Below are 16,169 nucleotides of genomic sequence, written 5' to 3'. Positions count from 1 at the left end.
GGGACCGGGATGGGCGGGGCAGGCGGCTGGTGGCGGGGCAAGACCACCCCCGCCAAGGTCGAGACGTACACACGGTGGTCGTTCCACTTCTTCGCGCTGATCGAGGTCACGACGATCGGGCTGCCGGCGTTCGGGAAGGCCGGACCGGCGCCCTGGGGCTGGCTGACCGCGCTGGTCGTCGCGCATGCGGCGCTCTGCGCGCTGACCGCCTCCCGGGCCCTGGACTGGACGCGGGGACTTCGGGAGCGGCCGGTGCGGCTGCTGTGGCTGCTCGGCGCGGCCAGCTACGCGGTCGCCGTCACGGCCCTCGTGCTGCGCGAGCACGGCGGCCGCTACCAGGTCCACGGGGCGGCTGCCTCCGTCTTCGTGGGGGTGCTGGCCTTCGGCGCCGGCACCCTGGCGCTCGGCGCCCGCGACCGGCGGCGGGTGGCGGCCATCGTCGCGGGCTTCGCCTGCGGGGCCGGAGCGGTCTCCGTCCCGCTGGGCATGCCCGGACTCGCCGCGCTGGTCATGGGATGCGTGGTGCTTCTGTCCGGCGGGTTCCTCGCCGCCGCCTCGATCTTCTCCGTTTGGCTGCTGAACGCCGTCTACGAACTCGACGAGGCCCGTGAGACCCGGGCCCGGCTCGCCGTGGCCGAGGAACGGCTGCGGTTCGGGCGCGACCTGCACGACGTCCTCGGCCGGAACCTGGCCGTCATCGCCCTCAAGAGCGAACTGGCCGTGCAGCTGGCCCGGCGCGAACGGCCCGAGGCCGTCGAGCAGATGGTCGAGGTGCAGCGGATCGCGCAGGAGTCGCAACGGGAGGTACGGGCCGTCGTCCGGGGGTACCGGGACGCCGATCTGGGCGCCGAACTCACCGGAGCACAAGGGGTGTTGTCCGCCGCCGGGATCTCCTGCGAGGTGACCGGGGACACCACCGGACTGCCCGCCGAGGTGCAGTCGGCGCTCGGGTGGGTGGTGCGGGAGGCCACCACGAACGTACTGCGGCACGGGGACGCGGGACGGTGTGCGGTCGGGGTGCGGATACGGGAGGGAGCTGTGGTGCTGACGGTGGAGAACGACGGGGCCGCGCCCGCACGTGCGGGAGGAGGCGGGAACGCGGCGGTGAGCGGGTCGGGGGTTGCCGGAGCCACCGGGTCCCCGGACCGGACAGGGGCTGCCGGGACTGTGGTGCGTGAAGCCGGCCTGCCGGCCGGTCCAGGGGTCGGCTCCGCCGTCCCGGTCGGGGCCGCCACCGGCCCAGGGGCGAGTGCCGCGGAGGCAGCCGGCGGGCTCGTCAGCGGTTCCGGGGGCGGCGCTGCGGACGGCGCCGGAACCGTCGGCGGTTCCCGGGACGGGGGCGGTGAGGGAGCCGGGTCCGGGCTCGTCGGGTTGCGGGAGCGGCTCGCGGGGGTGGGCGGGACGTTGGAGGCCGGGCCGGTGGGAGCGGACGGGTTCCGGGTGGTGGCCTCGGTGCCGTTGTCCGGGCGCACGGCCGATCCGAGTGTGAGCGGAGTCACTTCATGACGCCTGTGGTGCGACTGTTGCTCGCCGACGACGAGCATCTGATCCGGGGCGCGCTGGCCGCCCTGCTGGGTCTGGAGGACGATCTGGTCGTGGTCGCGGAGGCGGCGAGCGGGCCGGAGGCGCTGGCCATGGCGCGCGCCCACCGGCCGGACGTGGTGGTGCTGGACCTCCAGATGCCCGGGGCGGACGGTGTGAAGGTGGCCACATCGCTGCGGACCGAACTGCCCGGTTGCCGGGTGCTGATCGTGACCGGCCACGGACGGCCCGGGCATCTGAAACGGGCCCTCGCGGCGGGTGTCCGGGGGTTCGTCCCGAAGACGGTCAGCGCCCAGCGGCTCGCCGAGATCATCCGCACCGTGCACGCGGGAAACCGTTACGTCGACCCGGAGTTGGCCGCGGACGCCATCTCCGCCGGGGACTCGCCGCTGACCAGCCGGGAGGCCGAGGTGCTGGAACTGGCGGCCGACGGGGCGCCGGTCACCGAGATCGCCGAGCGGGCCGCGCTGTCCCCGGGGACCGTGCGCAACTACCTCTCCTCCGCCGTCACCAAACTCGGTGCGGAGAACCGTCATGCGGCAGTGCGTCTCGCACGGGAGCGAGGTTGGGTATAGTTGCTCTCGCGCCACGGCGCATGCGGACGTAGCTCAGTTGGTAGAGCGCAACCTTGCCAAGGTTGAGGTCGCGAGTTCGAGCCTCGTCGTCCGCTCGGGATGAGACCCCGGTCCACCGGACCGGGGTCTTCTTCGTGTCCGGCGTCTGCCGTGACAGTCCCTAGGCCCAGCTCTGGCCCGTCAGGCGCTCGTACGCCTCGATGTACTTCGCCCGGGTCGCCTCGACCACCCGCTCCGGCAGCGCCGGCGGAGGCTGCTCGCCGCGGCGGTCCCAGCCGGACTCGGCCGAGGTCAGCCAGTCGCGCACGTACTGCTTGTCGAACGACGGCTGGGCGCGGCCCGGCTGCCACTCGTCGGCCGGCCAGAACCGGGAGGAGTCCGGGGTGAGGACCTCGTCGGCGAGGACCAGGGTGTCGTTGTCGTAGCCGAACTCGAACTTCGTGTCGGCCAGGATGATCCCCCGGTCCCGGGCGATGTCCCGGGCGCGGCCGTACACCGCGAGGGTGGTCTGGCGCAGCTGGGCGGCCGTCTCGGCGCCGACCTGCCGGGCGACCTCCTCGTACGACACGTTCTCGTCGTGCTCGCCGACCTCGGCCTTGGTGGCCGGCGTGAAGATCGGGCCGGGCAGCTCGGAGCCGTCGACCAGGCCCTCGGGCAGCGCGAGCCCGCAGACCGTACGGGACTCCTGGTACTCGGCGAGGCCCGAGCCGGTGAGGTAGCCGCGGGCCACGCACTCGACCGGGAGCATCTTCAGGGACGTGCAGACCAGGGTGCGGCCCGCCCAGTCGGCGGGGGCGCCCTCGGGCAGCTCGGTGCTGATCACGTGGTTCGGGACGAGGTCGGCGAGCTTGTCGAACCACCACAGGGAGAGCTGGGTGAGCACCCGGCCCTTGTCGGGGATCTCGGTCGGCAGCACCCAGTCGTACGCCGACAGACGGTCACTGGCCACCATCACGAGGTCGCCCGCCTCGTTCTGGTACAGCTCGCGCACCTTGCCGGTGTGCAGATGCACCAGACCCGGGACCTCCACAGGCTCGGGCTTTTCGACGAATCCGGACACGGTTCCTCCCCGTGGTTCTGTACAGATGCCCTCGATTCTCCCGTATGCCGGGCCGACGGCGGACACGGGGGCCGCGTGGACCCGGCGCGGGTCAGTCGCGTTTGCAGATCCGGTCCAGGAGATTGGCGGTGGCGCGCTGGACGCGGGAGTCGATGTGGCCGGGGCGGTCCAGGGCCGGGGACCAGGCGAAGGTCCCGGAGGCGAAGACCAGCGCGCCGGAGGGGGCGCGGTAGAGCGAGGTCTCCTGATGGCGGAGGACGCCGTCGTTGTCCGTGTAGGGGGAGTGCGCGAGCAGGATGCGCTCCTCGTGCTCGGGCAGCGCGGTGCGCGGGAAGTAGCGGTCGGCCTCGCCCGCCACCAGGCCCGGGAGTTCGTCGCCGTCGTGGGCGCCGGTGGCGTCCCAGAGCCAGTGGTCCGCGTTGCGCACGATCAGGGGGGACGGCTCGGGCACCCGGCCCGCGTACTGGATCCCGACCGTCTGCTGTTCGGGCCGGTCGATCTCGCGCCAGAGCACGGGCTTCCCCGGACCCTTGCGTTTCCGGCAGGTCAGCAGGCGGTCCGCGACCCCGGACGGCGAGGGCCCCAACTCCACCTGCCAGTACATGGTGTTGGCGGAGAGGAAGACCAGGCTGGTGCCGCTGTCCCGGGCCAGCTCGACCGTACGGCGCATCTGCTGCGACCAGTACTCGTCGTGGCCCGGGAAGACCAGGCCCCGGTAACGGGTCGGGTCGACACGGCCGGCGTGCAGGTCGCGGGCGTCGGCGTAGGCGATGTCGTAGCCGTAGCGCTCGGCCCAGCGGATGAAGTCGTAGGCGTGCCCGACGTGCAGGGGCAGGCCCGCGCCCGCGTACGGCCGGTCGAAGGAGACGGTGGTCGCCGCGTCCGCCTCGCCGAGCAGCCGGCCCTGCTCGTCCCAGGCGTGGTAGAGGCTGGCGCCGGTACGGCCGTCCTCCGGGTAGAGGTTGTAGGCCTGCCAGGTGATGTCGGGCAGCAGGAGCAGCAGGTCGGCCGGGTGGTTGTCGCGGACCGTGAAGGGGACGTGCGAGCGGTAGCCGTCGGCCGTGGTCAAGACGGCGACGTACGCGCCGATGCTCCAGTACGACGGGACCTGCAGCCGCCAGGACAGCCACCAGTGGTGGCAGGAGACCGTACGGTCGGCGGCCAGCGGGGGCGGCTGCACGATGCCGGACAGCCGGGGACTGGTGGTGATCTTCGCCGCGCCGTCGCCCTCGTAGTGGCCGATGCGGTAGATGTCGACGCTGAACTCCTGCGGCGGGTCGACCGTGACGTGGAAGTCGACGGCCTCGCCGGGGGCGACCGCGCCGGTCGAGGTGAACCCCTTGATCTGACGGTGCACGTCGTCCGCCGAGCGGGGGCCGACGGCTTTGCGCGGTGCGGGGATCCGCGGGTTGCCGCCGGTCGGCTGGACGCCCGGGTCCACGTACCACGGGACGACGTGTCCGGTGTCGTCGAAATACGTCTCGCTGCCGCGCAGCCAGGGGACCGGCCCCAGGCCGAAGGGGTCCGTGACGGCGTGCGCGAGTGCTCCCGACTCCCAGCGGCGGATGTGGTCCGATGCCATGGTGGCTCCCCTCCCTCGTGCCCCCGTGAGGTGTGCTGATACGAGTCGACGTGCGCTTGCTGTTCGGGCGGTGGCCGTGGCGCCTGTCCTCGTGTCGCCTCGTGCCGGATGCGTTTGTCTTATGTCGGATGCGCTTGCCATTCACCGAACGGTCCAAGCACATCACATAACGCACGCGTCCTGTCACGGTTCGTTGCGAATTTGCCTTAAGTGGAACAGTTCGCTCCGTTAAGGCGTCGGAACGCCCCAGGTCAGACCAGCCGGACGGGCTTCTCGGGGCGTATCCCGGACTCGACCAGCCAGGCCCGGAGCGGGGCCGGGTCTCCCTCCTCGATGAGGCTGAGGACTCTGGGCGTCAGGTCGGCGGCCCGCACGCCGTCGACCAGCAGGGACGGGCCGTCGAGCCAGTCCAGGCCGGGGGTGGCCCCGGCGGTGTCCATGGCCGCGCAGCACACCATCGCCTTGACGTGGTCGGCGAGGAGTTCCCGGGCGGTGCGCGGTGGCTGGAGCGGGAAGAGGGGCAGCGCGCCGTCGTCCCAGAGGGGGCCGCCGAGGCCCGCCTGCCCGGCGGTGCCGACGGGGCCGGGGCGGGCGGCAGCGGTGGCGGTGGCGCCGACGGCCGCCTGCTCGCGTTCCTCCTGGGCGAGAGCGGCGGTGAGACCGGCGGCGAGAGCGACACTGCGCTCGGTACCGGTGGGCTCGTCGTCGTAGGGCGGGGGGTGCTCGGTGTCGGCCGGGGGGTGCTCGGTGCAGGGCGGAAGGTGTTCGGTGTCGGTCGGTTGGTGTTCGTCGTGGAGCGGGGGACGGTTCGCATCGGCCGGGAGGGGGCCGGCGTACGTCGGGAGGTGCTCCGCGTCGGCCCGGAGGCGGTCCCCTTCCGTCGGGAAGTGCTCGGCGCGGGTCGAGGGCCGGTCCCCCTCGGCGGGGAGGTGCTCCGCGTCGGCCCGGAGGGGGTTCTCGTGGGTGGTGCGGTCGGGGGTGGCGGTCAGGTGGTCCAGGACCCGGGCCAGGGTGGGGCCGCCGGGGTCCGGCGCGCCGGGGTCGAGGGTGGCCCGGACGCCCAGGGAGTCCAGGACGCGGTGCAGCCTGGCCGCCTCCGTCCGCCAGATGCGGTCGACGACCTCGTCCGGATACTCCTGCCAGTCCACCGGCGCCCAGGCCGGGCCGGGCTCGGCGGGGCCGCCGTGGAAGAGGCGGGCGGCGAGCAGCGAGGCGGCCTCGTCCACCAGCCCCGGCTCCTCCAGCAGGTCACAGGCCGGCCGCTCACCCAGCCGGGAGGCGAACCCCTCGGCCAGCCGGTCCCGCCGGGACAGCTCGGTGAGCGCCGCGACCACGCCCGCGTCCAGCCGGGAGGGCCAGCGGCCCATCCGCCACGCGGGCAGCGCGACCCGGGTGAGCAGCCGGTCCCAGCCCGCGTACGCCAGGCCGACCTGCTCCTGGGCGACGATCCGCAGCCCGTAGTCCACGGCCTGGGCCCGCTCCGCCGCGGCGGCGGCCACCCCGCGCTCCATGAGGGCCGCGTGCTCCCGGCAGCCGCGCAGCAGCAGCCGGGCCACCCAGCCCACTCCCCCACACAGCAGGCGGGCCGCCGGGCGGCGCGGGGACGTCGCGACGGCCACCGCGGCGTCCAGCCCGCGGACGAAACGGCGGGCGGCCGCTATGTCGGGGTGCGCCGAGGGCCCCGTACCGGCGACGACCGGGGCGAGGACCGCGCGGAGCTCGCCCACGCGCATCCACCACAGGAACGGGGAGCCTATGACGAGGACGGGCGCGGCCGGGGCGCGGCGGTGCGCCCCGGGGTCGCCCAGCTCGTCGCCGCGGCGCGGAGCGGGCGGGCCGTGCGCGGGGTGGGTGCGGTCCTCCAGCCAGCTGTCGCAGTCCGGGGTGAGCGCTATCGCGGAGGGCGCCGGGACGGCCAGGCGGTCGGCGAGGTCGCGGACCATCCGGTACAGGTCCGGGGCGGACTCCTCGGGGATCGGGACCGTGGGTGTCACGGCCGGCCGGGCGCGGGCCACGACCACGGCGACCCCGGCGGCGGCCAGCAGGACGACCAGGGCGAGCACGCCGACGACCCAGCGGGCGGTGTCCCAGCCCCGGCCCACGAGGTGGCCGGTGGCACCGCCGGCCAGCAGGATCACCGTGGCCGCCGCGGGGAGCAGCGCCACGGCCAGGGCACGGCCGCGGACGCGCAGCACGGCGAGCGCCCGCGCACGGGCCGCCTGCGCCCCCGCCTCCACACCGATTCCGGTCACGACCGGCCCTCACCCCCTCCCTGTTGTCCTGGCGCTGTCCTGGCTGTGCTCACTCCCCCACTGTGGCACCCGTCACTGACATCGCAATGCCGGTGGGCCAAGTGCCGGAATCCTTGCGCCGCACCCTAGTTGGGGCCCCGGCCCCCGTCAGCCGGATGGGGCATCGGTCACTCGATGGAATGGCTTTGGTCAGAGGTGATCGACAGACAGCAAGGATCAGGCCCCGGATTTCGGGTCCGGGGCCTGATCAGGAACGAGAGAGTCGAAAGGGTGTGGAAAACGACGCCGCCGCGGCGTCAGGCCCCGGCCGCCGCCTTCGCCGCGATGTCCGTACGGTGCTGGGAGCCGTCGAGGCCGATCCGGGCCACGGCGGTGTACGCGCGCTCCCGGGCCTCGGCCAGGTCCGTGCCGGTCGCGGTCACGGAGAGGACGCGCCCACCGGCGCTGACGACCGCGTCACCCTCGTGCTTCGTCCCGGCGTGCAGGACGTAGGCGTACGGGGCGTCCTCGGCGGCCACCGCGTCGAGACCGGTGATGGGGTCGCCGGTGCGCGGGGTGCCGGGGTAGTTGTGGGAGGCGACGACGACGGTGACCGCCGCGTCCTCGGTCCAGCGCAGCGGGGGCAGGTCGGCGAGGGTGCCGGTCGCGGCGGCCAGCAGGACCCCGGCCAGCGGCGTCTTCAGCCGGGCCAGGACCACCTGGGTCTCCGGGTCGCCGAAGCGGGCGTTGAACTCGATGACCCGGACACCGCGCGAGGTGATCGCGAGGCCGGCGTAGAGCAGCCCGGAGAACGGGGTGCCGCGCCGCCGCATCTCGTCCACCGTCGGCTGGAGAACCGTCTCCAGGACCTCGTCCACCAGCTTGGGGTCGGCCCAGGGCAGCGGGGAGTACGCCCCCATGCCGCCGGTGTTCGGGCCCTGGTCGTCGTCCAGGGCACGCTTGAAGTCCTGGGCGGGCTGGAGCGGCAGGACCGTCTCGCCGTCGGTGATCGCGAAGAGGGAGACCTCGGGGCCGTCGAGGAACTCCTCGATGACCACCCGCTCGCACCCGGCGGCGTGCGCCTTGGCGACGTCGAGGTCACCGGTGACGACGACGCCCTTGCCGGCGGCGAGCCCGTCGTCCTTCACGACGTACGGCGCCCCGAAGGCGTCGAGGGCCTCGGCGACCTCCTCGGCGTTCGTGCATACGTACGAACGGGCGGTGGGCACTCCGGCCCCCGCCATCACGTCCTTGGCGAACGCCTTGGACCCTTCGATCCGCGCGGCTTCCCCGGAGGGGCCGAAGACCGGGATGCCCGCTTCGCGCACGGCGTCGGCGACCCCGGCGACGAGCGGGGCCTCCGGGCCGACCACGACGAGGTCGGCGCCGAGTTCCCGGGCCAGCGCGGTGACGGCGGCACCGTCGAGGGCGTCGACCTGGTGCAGCTCGGCCACCTCGGCGATGCCGGCGTTGCCGGGAGCGCAGTGCAGCGCGGTGACGTCGGGATCGAGGGACAGGGAGCGGCACAGGGCGTGTTCGCGGGCGCCGCTGCCGATGACGAGGACCTTCACGGGGCCAGCGTAGCCGGGCGGGTCGGCTGGAGGTTCCTCCAAGGGTGGGGCCGCGGACATGACTGCCCTCCCGAGGCCCCCCGCTACTCGTTCCGGATCTCCTCCACCACGGTCGCGCCCAGCTCCCGGATGATCAGTTCGGGGCCGGAGAGGGCCGACTCGTCGAGGTCGGGGTCGTCCTCCTCCGGGATGTCGTCCTCGGGGGACACCGGGGGCGGTTCCGGGGCGCTGGGCGGAGGGGCGGCGGGCGTCGGGGCGGCCACCGGTGCCTGGGCCGTCGCGGTGGGCGGCGAAGACGCCGGCTGGGGGGACGCCGGGCGGCCCGGAGCGGCCGCGGCCGGGCCGCCGTAGCCGCCGTATCCGGATGCCGCCGGTGCGCCGCCGTAGCCGCCGCCGGGCTGCCCGCCGCCGTACCCGGAGCCCGCCGGGGCGGATCCGACCGGGCCGCCGCCTCCGCCACCGCTGCCCGTGGGGTCGACGACCGCGTCGATCCGCCACTGCACGCCGAACTGCTCGGACAGCGCCTGCCGCAGCACGTCCTCGCTGCCGCTGCTCGCGAAGTTGTCGCGGGCGCCCGCGTTGACGAAGCCGATCTGGAGAGTGGTGCCGTCGAAGCCGGTGACCTGGGCGTTCTGGCTGAGCAGGATCCAGGTGAAACGGCGGCGGTTCTTGACCGCCTCCAGGATGTTCGGCCACAGGACACGGGGGTCGAGACCGCCGGCGGGGGCCGCCGAAGGAGCCTGGGCCGCCGGGGCCTGGGGGGTGGCCGGGGTCGGCGCGGGGGCGGAGGCCGGGGGTTGCTGGGCCGCCGCCGGGCCGCCCGGACCGGCACCCGCACCCGTGCTCGCGCCCGTGGGCCAGCCGCCGGGACGGCGGGCGCCGCCGCCCGCGGAGGCCGCCGTGGGCCAGGCGCCAGGCGCGGGGGCGGCGGGCGCGGAAGCGGGGCCGGGGGCCGCTGCGGCGGGGGCGGGGGACTGCTGGACCGGAGGGACCGGTGGGACCGGTCGCACGGGCTGTGCCGCAGGCACCGGCGCGGGGGCCGGGGGCTGCTGGACCGGTGTCGGCGCGGGAGGCGTGGCCGTGGGTGCCGCTCCCCCGCGTACGGCGGCCCGTGCCGCCGCCATCCCGCCCCCCGGCGGAACCGGAGGCCCGGCCGGGGCACCACCCGCGGCCTGCGGGTGGGCGTCGGGCCCGGGGACGTACCCCATCGCGGGCGCGGCGCCACCGCCCGAGAAGGTGACGCCCCGCTCCAGCCGGTCGAGGCGGGCCATGACGGACCGCTCGTCGCCGTACGCGGCCGGCAGCAGCACCCGGGCGCAGATCAGCTCCAGCTGGAGGCGCGGGGAGTTGGCGCCGCGCATCTCGGTGAGCCCCGCGTTGACGAGGTCGGCGGCGCGGCTGAGCTCGGCCGCGCCGAAGGTGCTTGCCTGGGCCTGCATGCGTTCGAGGACGTCGGCGGGGGCGTCGAACAGCCCCTTCTCCGCGGCGTCCGGGACGGCGGCGAGGATGACCAGGTCCCGCAGCCGCTCCAGCAGGTCGGCGACGAAGCGCCGCGGGTCGTTGCCCCCCTCGATGACGCGGTCCACGACCTCGAAGGCGGCGGCACCGTCCCCGGTGGCGAACGCCTCGACGACGGAGTCGAGCAGGGACCCGTCCGTGTAACCGAGCAGCGAGGTGGCCATGGCATAGGTCACACCCTCCGGGCCGGCCCCGGCGAGCAGCTGGTCCATGACGGACATGGAGTCACGCACGGACCCGGCACCGGCCCGCACGACGAGCGGCAGCACGCCCTCCTCGACGGGGATCTGCTCCTTGCCGCACACCTCGCCGAGGTACTCCCGGAGCGTCCCCGGCGGCACCAGCCGGAACGGGTAGTGGTGGGTCCGCGACCGGATGGTCCCGATGACCTTCTCGGGCTCGGTGGTGGCGAAGATGAACTTCAGATGCTCCGGGGGCTCCTCGACGACCTTGAGCAGGGCGTTGAAGCCGGCCGACGTGACCATGTGGGCCTCGTCGATGATGTAGATCTTGTAGCGGCTGCCCGCGGGTCCGAAGAAGGCCTTCTCGCGCAGGTCACGGGCGTCGTCCACACCACCGTGAGAGGCCGCGTCGATCTCGATGACGTCGATGGATCCCGGGCCGTTCCTGGCGAGGTCGCGGCAGGACCGGCACTCACCGCAGGGGGTCGGCGTCGGACCCTTCTCGCAGTTCAGGCAGCGTGCCAGGATCCGCGCGCTGGTGGTCTTCCCGCACCCACGCGGCCCGCTGAACAGGTACGCGTGATTGACCCGGTTGTTCCGCAGCGCCTGCTGCAACGGGTCGGTGACATGCTCCTGCCCGATGACCTCGGCGAACGACTCCGGGCGATAGCGGCGGTACAGCGCGAGAGACGACACACCTACGAGGTTATAGGCGCCCACTGACAACCCACCCCGCCGAAGACCCCCGGCCCGGCGAACGCAAGCGCCCCCCACGCACCCGCCAGAGCCAACCTACCCTTGCTGCCTTCCGGCCCTGGGGGAGTTCAGTCAGATAGCGCCGCGTGAGGGGCTCTGCATAGAGTACCCGACGTCAGCGGGTAGGAACGAGTTCGCGAGCACTCCTCTCGGTCATGTAATGTTCCCACCGGAGGATTCGCCTAGAGGCCTAGGGCGCACGCTTGGAAAGCGTGTTGGGGGCAACCCCTCACGAGTTCGAATCTCGTATCCTCCGCAGTTGCCTGAACAGGCGAAACGAGGAGCCGAGCCGCAATCGCGGCTCGGCTCCTCGGCGTGCACTGGTTGCAGTTTTGGTTGCATTTATATATGCCCATCAAGGACATTTCGGTGAGCGGGCAGCCGGATCTTCTCCTGCCGTGGGCTCTGTCTTCGTACGGCATCTGAGGATCATGGAACTGCGCCATCCTTGGGCTTGGCGCCGAAGCGGCTTCGGCCCGCCCGTGACGTTCTCTGCCTGTCGAGGTGCACCCTCATGAAGTCCCGATCGACGCTTGCGACCTGGCTGAGCGAACTCGACCGTTCCCGCCTGTCACGCGTACTCGCCCTGCGGAAGGACGCGGCCGCCTCTCCGGAACCACGCTCGCTGGGGGAACTGGCGGACCGTCTCCAACGTCCGGGGTCCGTGGCGCTCGTCCTGCCGCGCCTCACGCTGCCGTGCTTGCAGGCCGCCGAGGCGCTGGCAGCCTTGGGAGCACGAGCGACCCGCGACAGCCTCGCAGAGTTGCTCGGCTCGACATCCCCTGCAGCGGTGCAAGCTCTGGACGCGACCCTGGAGGCGCTGTCGGATCGGGCGCTCGTGTGGCACGACGGCAACGAGGCACTCCGCATGTCCACGCCCTTGCGGCAGGCGTGGAGCACGCCCCTGGGACTTGACGCCCCGCTGGAGGAGCTGCTGGCCGGCACCACCTCGGAGGAACTGCGCGGCATGCTGGCTGTCCTGGGTATCAAGCCACCCGGCACCAAGCAGCAGCGACTCGCGGCTCTGGTGGAGCATCACAGTGACGCGGAACGGGTCGCCGCGCTGGTGGCGGGGGCACCGGCGGCCACGCGGAAGTTGCTTGAGCAGAGCGCCAGGTCCACGCCACGTCAGTCACCGTTCGTCGTGTTCGGGGCTCCTGGCCGCGACCTCCAGCCGGGCGCCCGTTGGGCACTCGACCGCGGGCTTCTGTTCCAGGACCGTCACCAGTACGGGCCCGTCCGGATGCCGGTCGAGGTGGCCTTGGCTCTGCGGGGGCCCAATTGGCACGCTCCGTTCGAACCTCTGCCGCCCGTCCCACAGTTGGTGCCCGTCACCTCCTCGGAGGTGGAGCGGGAGGCCGCGGTGGCCGCCACCGCGTTCGCGGCCCAGGCAGCCTCCGTCCTTTCAGCGTGCGCGACCGCCCCACCGGTCCGGCTGAAGTCGGGCGGGATCGGCGCGCGGGAACTGGCCCGGCTCGGCAAGGCCGCACAGGCGGAGGACGCCGTCGTACGCATCGCCCTGGAGACCGCGTACGCCGCCGGCCTGCTGGCCCGCGACGGTGATCGCGTACCCCCCACCGAGGCGTACGACACCTGGGCCGAGCAGGAGCCCGCAGAACAGCTCGCCGTACTGCTCCGGGCATGGCGGGACTTGCCGCTCACCCCCGCCCGGGCGCGCGACGAAGACAACAAGGCGCTTCCCGCGCTCGCCGGCGCGCCCGCCTGCGGCGGCTGTCTGCAAGCCCGCCGCGGGCTGCTCTCCGCGGCGGCAGGGCTCCCGGCAGGACAGGGCATGAAGGTCGCTTCGGAGCTGGGGCCGCTCGTCGCCTGGCACCGTCCGCTCGCCGACGACGCCTCGCCCGAGGACACGGCACCGTTCAGCACCGTGATCCGCGAAGGCGAACTGCTGGGCGTGCTGGCACGGGGTGCGCTGTCCCCGCTCGGTGCCCACCTGGCGGCCCAGGCCGACGAAGAGCTCGACATCACGGCCCGGCGGCTGCTGCCCCCCGCGACCACGACGGCCCGGATCGGCGCCGACCTGACCGCCGTCGTCACCGGCACCCCGTCCGCGCGGCTCTCGGCGCTGCTGGATTCGATGGCCGACCGGGAGACCAGGGGGACGGCGTCGGTATGGCGCTTCAGTGCCGGCAGTATCCGCCGGGCCCTGGACGCCGGCCGTACGCCGGACGCCATCGCAGCCGACCTGGCCGGTAGCTCCGCCACGGCCCTGCCACAGCCGCTGACCTATCTCATCGCCGACACCGCGCGAGGTCATGGACGGGTGCGCATCGCCCCCGCGGCCTGTGTCATCCACGGCGACGAACCCGCGCTCCTGGCCGAACTCGCCGCCCACCGCGCACTGTCCAAGCTCGCCCTACGGCAACTCGCCCCCACGGTCCTGGTCAGCGGCAGCCCACCGGCGACGACTCTCGCCACGCTCCGTGCCGCGGGCTACGCCCCGGTCGCCGAGACCGCCGGGGGAACGGTACGTATCGAGAAACGCCAGCCGCAGAGGGCCGCCGCCGTCCCGCCGCCGCGAGGGAACGTCGGTCGGCGCGGCCCCCGGACCACCGCGACCCGCGCCTCGGACGCGCCCACCTGCACCGAGATGGATGCCCTGGCCGACCACCTGCTCAAGGCCCCGCCGACGGCACCGGAACCCGACCCGTTCGGCAGTGGGGTGCCGTTCGCGACGGACACCGAGGAGATCGTCGCCGGATACGCGAAGCACCTGTCGTACAGCGACGTCCGCCAGGTCGCCCATGCCATCGACACGGGTGCGGCCATCACGGTCGAGTACATCGCCACCTCGGGCAACCGGACCGTACGGACCCTCAGCGACCTGGAACTCGACCCGCCCTACCTCGACGCCTGGTGCCACCTGCGCGAGGCGGAACGCGTCTTCACTCTCTCCCGCATTCATGGCGTGATGCCCGCGTAGGACTCGACGGTCAAGGCCGGATGCCCGGGCGCCCAGTGTGCGCATCTTCCGGACACCTCGCGAGATATACTTGCCCCCACATTTGATATCAGGGAGGTCGCTAAATGAGTCGGACTGTTATCGACCTGGACGACGAGCTGGTCGCGGACGTGGCCAAAGCCCTCGGGACGAGCACCAAAAAGGAGACGGTCAACACCGCTCTTCGCGAGGTGCTGGAGAGTCGACGTCGTGCCCTGGCTCTCGCCCGGCTGCGGGCCGCGGCCGAGGACGGCGCGTTCGATCTGGAGCTGTTCGAGAGCAAGGGGAACTACCGCCGGTGAACGCGGCCCAATTCCTGATCGACACCAGCGCGCTCGCTCGGTTCATGCGCGAGGACGCGGAGCAGTACGGCTGGGACCAGGCGGCAGCCGCCGGGCTCATCGCCACCTGCCCGATCACCGAGCTTGAGTTCTTCTACAGCGCCCGGTCGGCCGCCGACAGGGCGCGCGGCATCGAGGACATGCGCCTGATCTTCGGCTGGGTTCCCGTCGACGACCGCGCATACGACCGCGCCTGGCAGGTCCAGGAAGCACTCACCAAACAGGGAAAGCATCGCAGTGCGGGTGCGGTGGATCTCGTCGTCGCCGCGACGGCCGAACTGCAAGGGCTCACCCTCCTGCACCGCGACCACGACTTCGCCTGCATCGCGGCAGTGACCGGCCAGGCTCTCCAGTGGTACGGCCCGGAGAGCGGCAAATAGCCGGGCGGTGGTTGCAGTTCTGGTTGCATTCACCTCCGTACAGCACCGTTCAGTGCACCCGGCCCAACCCGAGATGCCCCAAAACGGCTCTCCTCGTGCCATCAGGCCAGCGGGTAGCCCAGGGTCAGGGCAGCCTTGCGGAAAGCGGGCAGCCGGTCTGGGGAGACCGCGAGGTGACGCTCGCCGATTCGGGTACACAGCACGCGCAGGCGGCGGTCGCTGATGACGAGGGCCGCGAGTGCCTCGTCCGCGCACTCGATGAGATGGATCTGACCTGTGTCGCGGAGTCGGCCGGTGCGGCGGCCGGTGTCGTCGAGCAGAGTGGTGACGGTCTGAGGTACGGGGTGTGAGGCGGCCTGGTTCAGGTAGTCACGGAGCTCGTCGAGGGTGTGCCCGCGGTCGAGGGCGTGCAGAAGAGAAGCGGTGGTGAGTGTCCAGACCCGGTCGGCTTTCCGGTCGGAGAAGGCGTCCAGGAGGAGTGTGTCGGCGCAGGGCAGTCCGTCGAGGGCGACGATGTCGAAGTTCGCGAGGACGGTGACCCTGCCCGTCGGGACGGCCGGGGCGGGAACCTGGGCAGGAACGTAGTCGTCCGTGAGTCCGGCGGCGTGGGCACCCAGGGGATTGAGGCTGAGTGCGGACAGGCCGTCGTAGCGGCTGAGCCGGTCGAGGTAGTCGGCACCCCAGTTGTCCTGGTAGTCATCGCGGGCGCCCGCCGGGGGTACGTACTCGATGTCGATGAGGCCGAGCGTGGCCGCGTACTCGAAGAGCACCGCCAGGGTGTACCGGCCCTGGAGGAGGGACCAACCGTGGTAGCCGTCGTAGCCGAGGCTGCCGTATTGCGGATCCTCCAGGTGCAGCTTCCACAGGGCGCGGTCGCTGCGGTGGACGACTGGATCCAGACCGGCCGCGCGCATGTCCGTGAACAGGCCGTCGATGGGCATCCACTCACCCGGGGTGAGGCCGGCCAGCGCCTGGCCAACAAGGTTGCGGCGCGGTTTGGCGGCGGTCAGGACGTTCGCCGCGCGCTGGCCCTTGATCTCCTCGACGCGGGAGAACTCGTCCAGGAGGCTGTTGTTCAGCCAGCGCTGCCACAGCTGAGAAATGGTCAGGTGCGGCGGCCGGGTCAGCGCGGCCCGTCCGCGCGTGGTCAGCACCAGCCGACCGCCGGTGAGCTGGGCGAGACCGCCTGCCTGAAGCAGCATCGGCCAGGCGAAGGCGGCGATGGCCTCGTGCGGATAGAAGTCGCCCCCGTCCAGAACGTCGGCGACCGCCGAGACGGTGGCGGCGCTGGGGCGGCGGGTCTTTTCGCTGCACCGCAGCTTCCCTGTCATGCACAGGCGCAGCACCGTCAGCAGGTTGGCCTGCGCCTCGTGCTCGGTGTGCCGGACCCGTGGAGCGCCGGCGGGCTCCTGTTGCTCTTCGACCGGTATCACTTCTCGTGTTCCCCGCCTCGTGCCGCTCGTGTCCCGTTC

Annotated in this window: 11 protein-coding genes, 2 tRNA genes and 1 other RNA gene; 7 read left to right on the top strand and 7 right to left on the bottom strand. The window is 72.9% G+C overall.

Translation table 11 applies throughout. The features are described 5' to 3' along the window. The first annotated feature begins 9 nt into the window (after positions 1–9). From ACZ3KP_RS18955 to ACZ3KP_RS18945, 3 genes are all read left to right on the top strand, one after another. Positions 10–1,506: a histidine kinase gene (locus ACZ3KP_RS18955; RefSeq protein ID WP_467500970.1), complete on the top strand. Its 1,497-nt coding sequence runs from the start codon at positions 10–12 to the stop codon at positions 1,504–1,506. Further along, positions 1,503–2,117, top strand: a complete 615-nt coding sequence (locus tag ACZ3KP_RS18950; RefSeq protein ID WP_360567768.1) for a response regulator transcription factor — start codon at positions 1,503–1,505, stop codon at positions 2,115–2,117. The genes ACZ3KP_RS18955 and ACZ3KP_RS18950 overlap by 4 nt, the downstream gene beginning before the upstream one ends. Positions 2,118–2,139: 22 nt before the next feature. Continuing rightward, positions 2,140–2,212 (top strand) — tRNA-Gly (locus tag ACZ3KP_RS18945). A gap of 65 nt (positions 2,213–2,277) precedes the next feature. Here the strand turns inward: ACZ3KP_RS18945 and ACZ3KP_RS18940 are convergent. The 6 genes from ACZ3KP_RS18940 to ffs all read right to left on the bottom strand — a co-directional run bounded on the left by ACZ3KP_RS18940 (position 2,278) and on the right by ffs (position 11,116). Then, positions 2,278–3,177: a phosphoribosylaminoimidazolesuccinocarboxamide synthase gene (locus tag ACZ3KP_RS18940; protein ID WP_361333049.1), complete on the bottom strand. Its 900-nt coding sequence runs from the start codon at positions 3,175–3,177 to the stop codon at positions 2,278–2,280. A gap of 91 nt (positions 3,178–3,268) precedes the next feature. Beyond that, entirely contained in the window at positions 3,269–4,759 is a 1,491-nt protein-coding gene (locus tag ACZ3KP_RS18935; protein ID WP_467500870.1) for a N,N-dimethylformamidase beta subunit family domain-containing protein, read from the bottom strand. A 251-nt stretch (positions 4,760–5,010) separates the two neighbouring features. After that, the gene (locus ACZ3KP_RS18930) at positions 5,011–7,011 is read right to left on the bottom strand and encodes a M48 family metalloprotease (RefSeq protein ID WP_467500868.1); all 2,001 of its coding nucleotides are present in this window, start codon (positions 7,009–7,011) and stop codon (positions 5,011–5,013) included. A 296-nt stretch (positions 7,012–7,307) separates the two neighbouring features. Beyond that, complete coding sequence (gene purD, locus ACZ3KP_RS18925; RefSeq protein WP_467500866.1) at positions 7,308–8,561, bottom strand: phosphoribosylamine--glycine ligase; 1,254 nt, start codon at positions 8,559–8,561, stop codon at positions 7,308–7,310. A gap of 83 nt (positions 8,562–8,644) precedes the next feature. Beyond that, the gene (locus tag ACZ3KP_RS18920; protein WP_467500864.1) at positions 8,645–10,957 is read right to left on the bottom strand and encodes a DNA polymerase III subunit gamma and tau; all 2,313 of its coding nucleotides are present in this window, start codon (positions 10,955–10,957) and stop codon (positions 8,645–8,647) included. A gap of 60 nt (positions 10,958–11,017) precedes the next feature. Beyond that, positions 11,018–11,116, bottom strand: an RNA gene (gene ffs / locus ACZ3KP_RS18915) — signal recognition particle sRNA small type. A gap of 72 nt (positions 11,117–11,188) precedes the next feature. Between ffs and ACZ3KP_RS18910 the strand changes: the two genes are divergently transcribed. The 4 genes from ACZ3KP_RS18910 to ACZ3KP_RS18895 all read left to right on the top strand — a co-directional run bounded on the left by ACZ3KP_RS18910 (position 11,189) and on the right by ACZ3KP_RS18895 (position 14,697). After that, positions 11,189–11,273, top strand: a tRNA-Ser gene (locus ACZ3KP_RS18910). Between the two features lie 258 nt (positions 11,274–11,531). Continuing rightward, positions 11,532–13,958 carry a helicase-associated domain-containing protein gene (locus ACZ3KP_RS18905; protein ID WP_467500862.1) on the top strand — a complete coding sequence of 809 codons (2,427 nt, stop codon included), beginning with the start codon at positions 11,532–11,534 and terminating at the stop codon, positions 13,956–13,958. Between the two features lie 104 nt (positions 13,959–14,062). Next, positions 14,063–14,278 (top strand): type II toxin-antitoxin system VapB family antitoxin, encoded by a 216-nt coding sequence (locus ACZ3KP_RS18900; protein ID WP_132835829.1) that lies wholly within the window; start codon positions 14,063–14,065, stop codon positions 14,276–14,278. Continuing rightward, positions 14,275–14,697 (top strand): PIN domain nuclease, encoded by a 423-nt coding sequence (locus tag ACZ3KP_RS18895; RefSeq protein WP_053752750.1) that lies wholly within the window; start codon positions 14,275–14,277, stop codon positions 14,695–14,697. Before ACZ3KP_RS18900 ends, ACZ3KP_RS18895 begins: the two co-directional genes overlap by 4 nt. Before the next feature lie 101 nt (positions 14,698–14,798). Here ACZ3KP_RS18895 and ACZ3KP_RS18890 read toward each other — a convergent pair whose 3' ends face one another. Continuing rightward, positions 14,799–16,130 (bottom strand): helicase-associated domain-containing protein, encoded by a 1,332-nt coding sequence (locus tag ACZ3KP_RS18890; RefSeq protein ID WP_467500859.1) that lies wholly within the window; start codon positions 16,128–16,130, stop codon positions 14,799–14,801. Positions 16,131–16,169: the final 39 nt, after the last annotated feature.

The organism is Streptomyces sp. NPDC020958 (assembly GCF_055562175.1).
The sequence above is the reverse complement of the archived record's forward strand: the minus strand, read 5'-3'. Positions and strand labels throughout refer to the sequence as shown.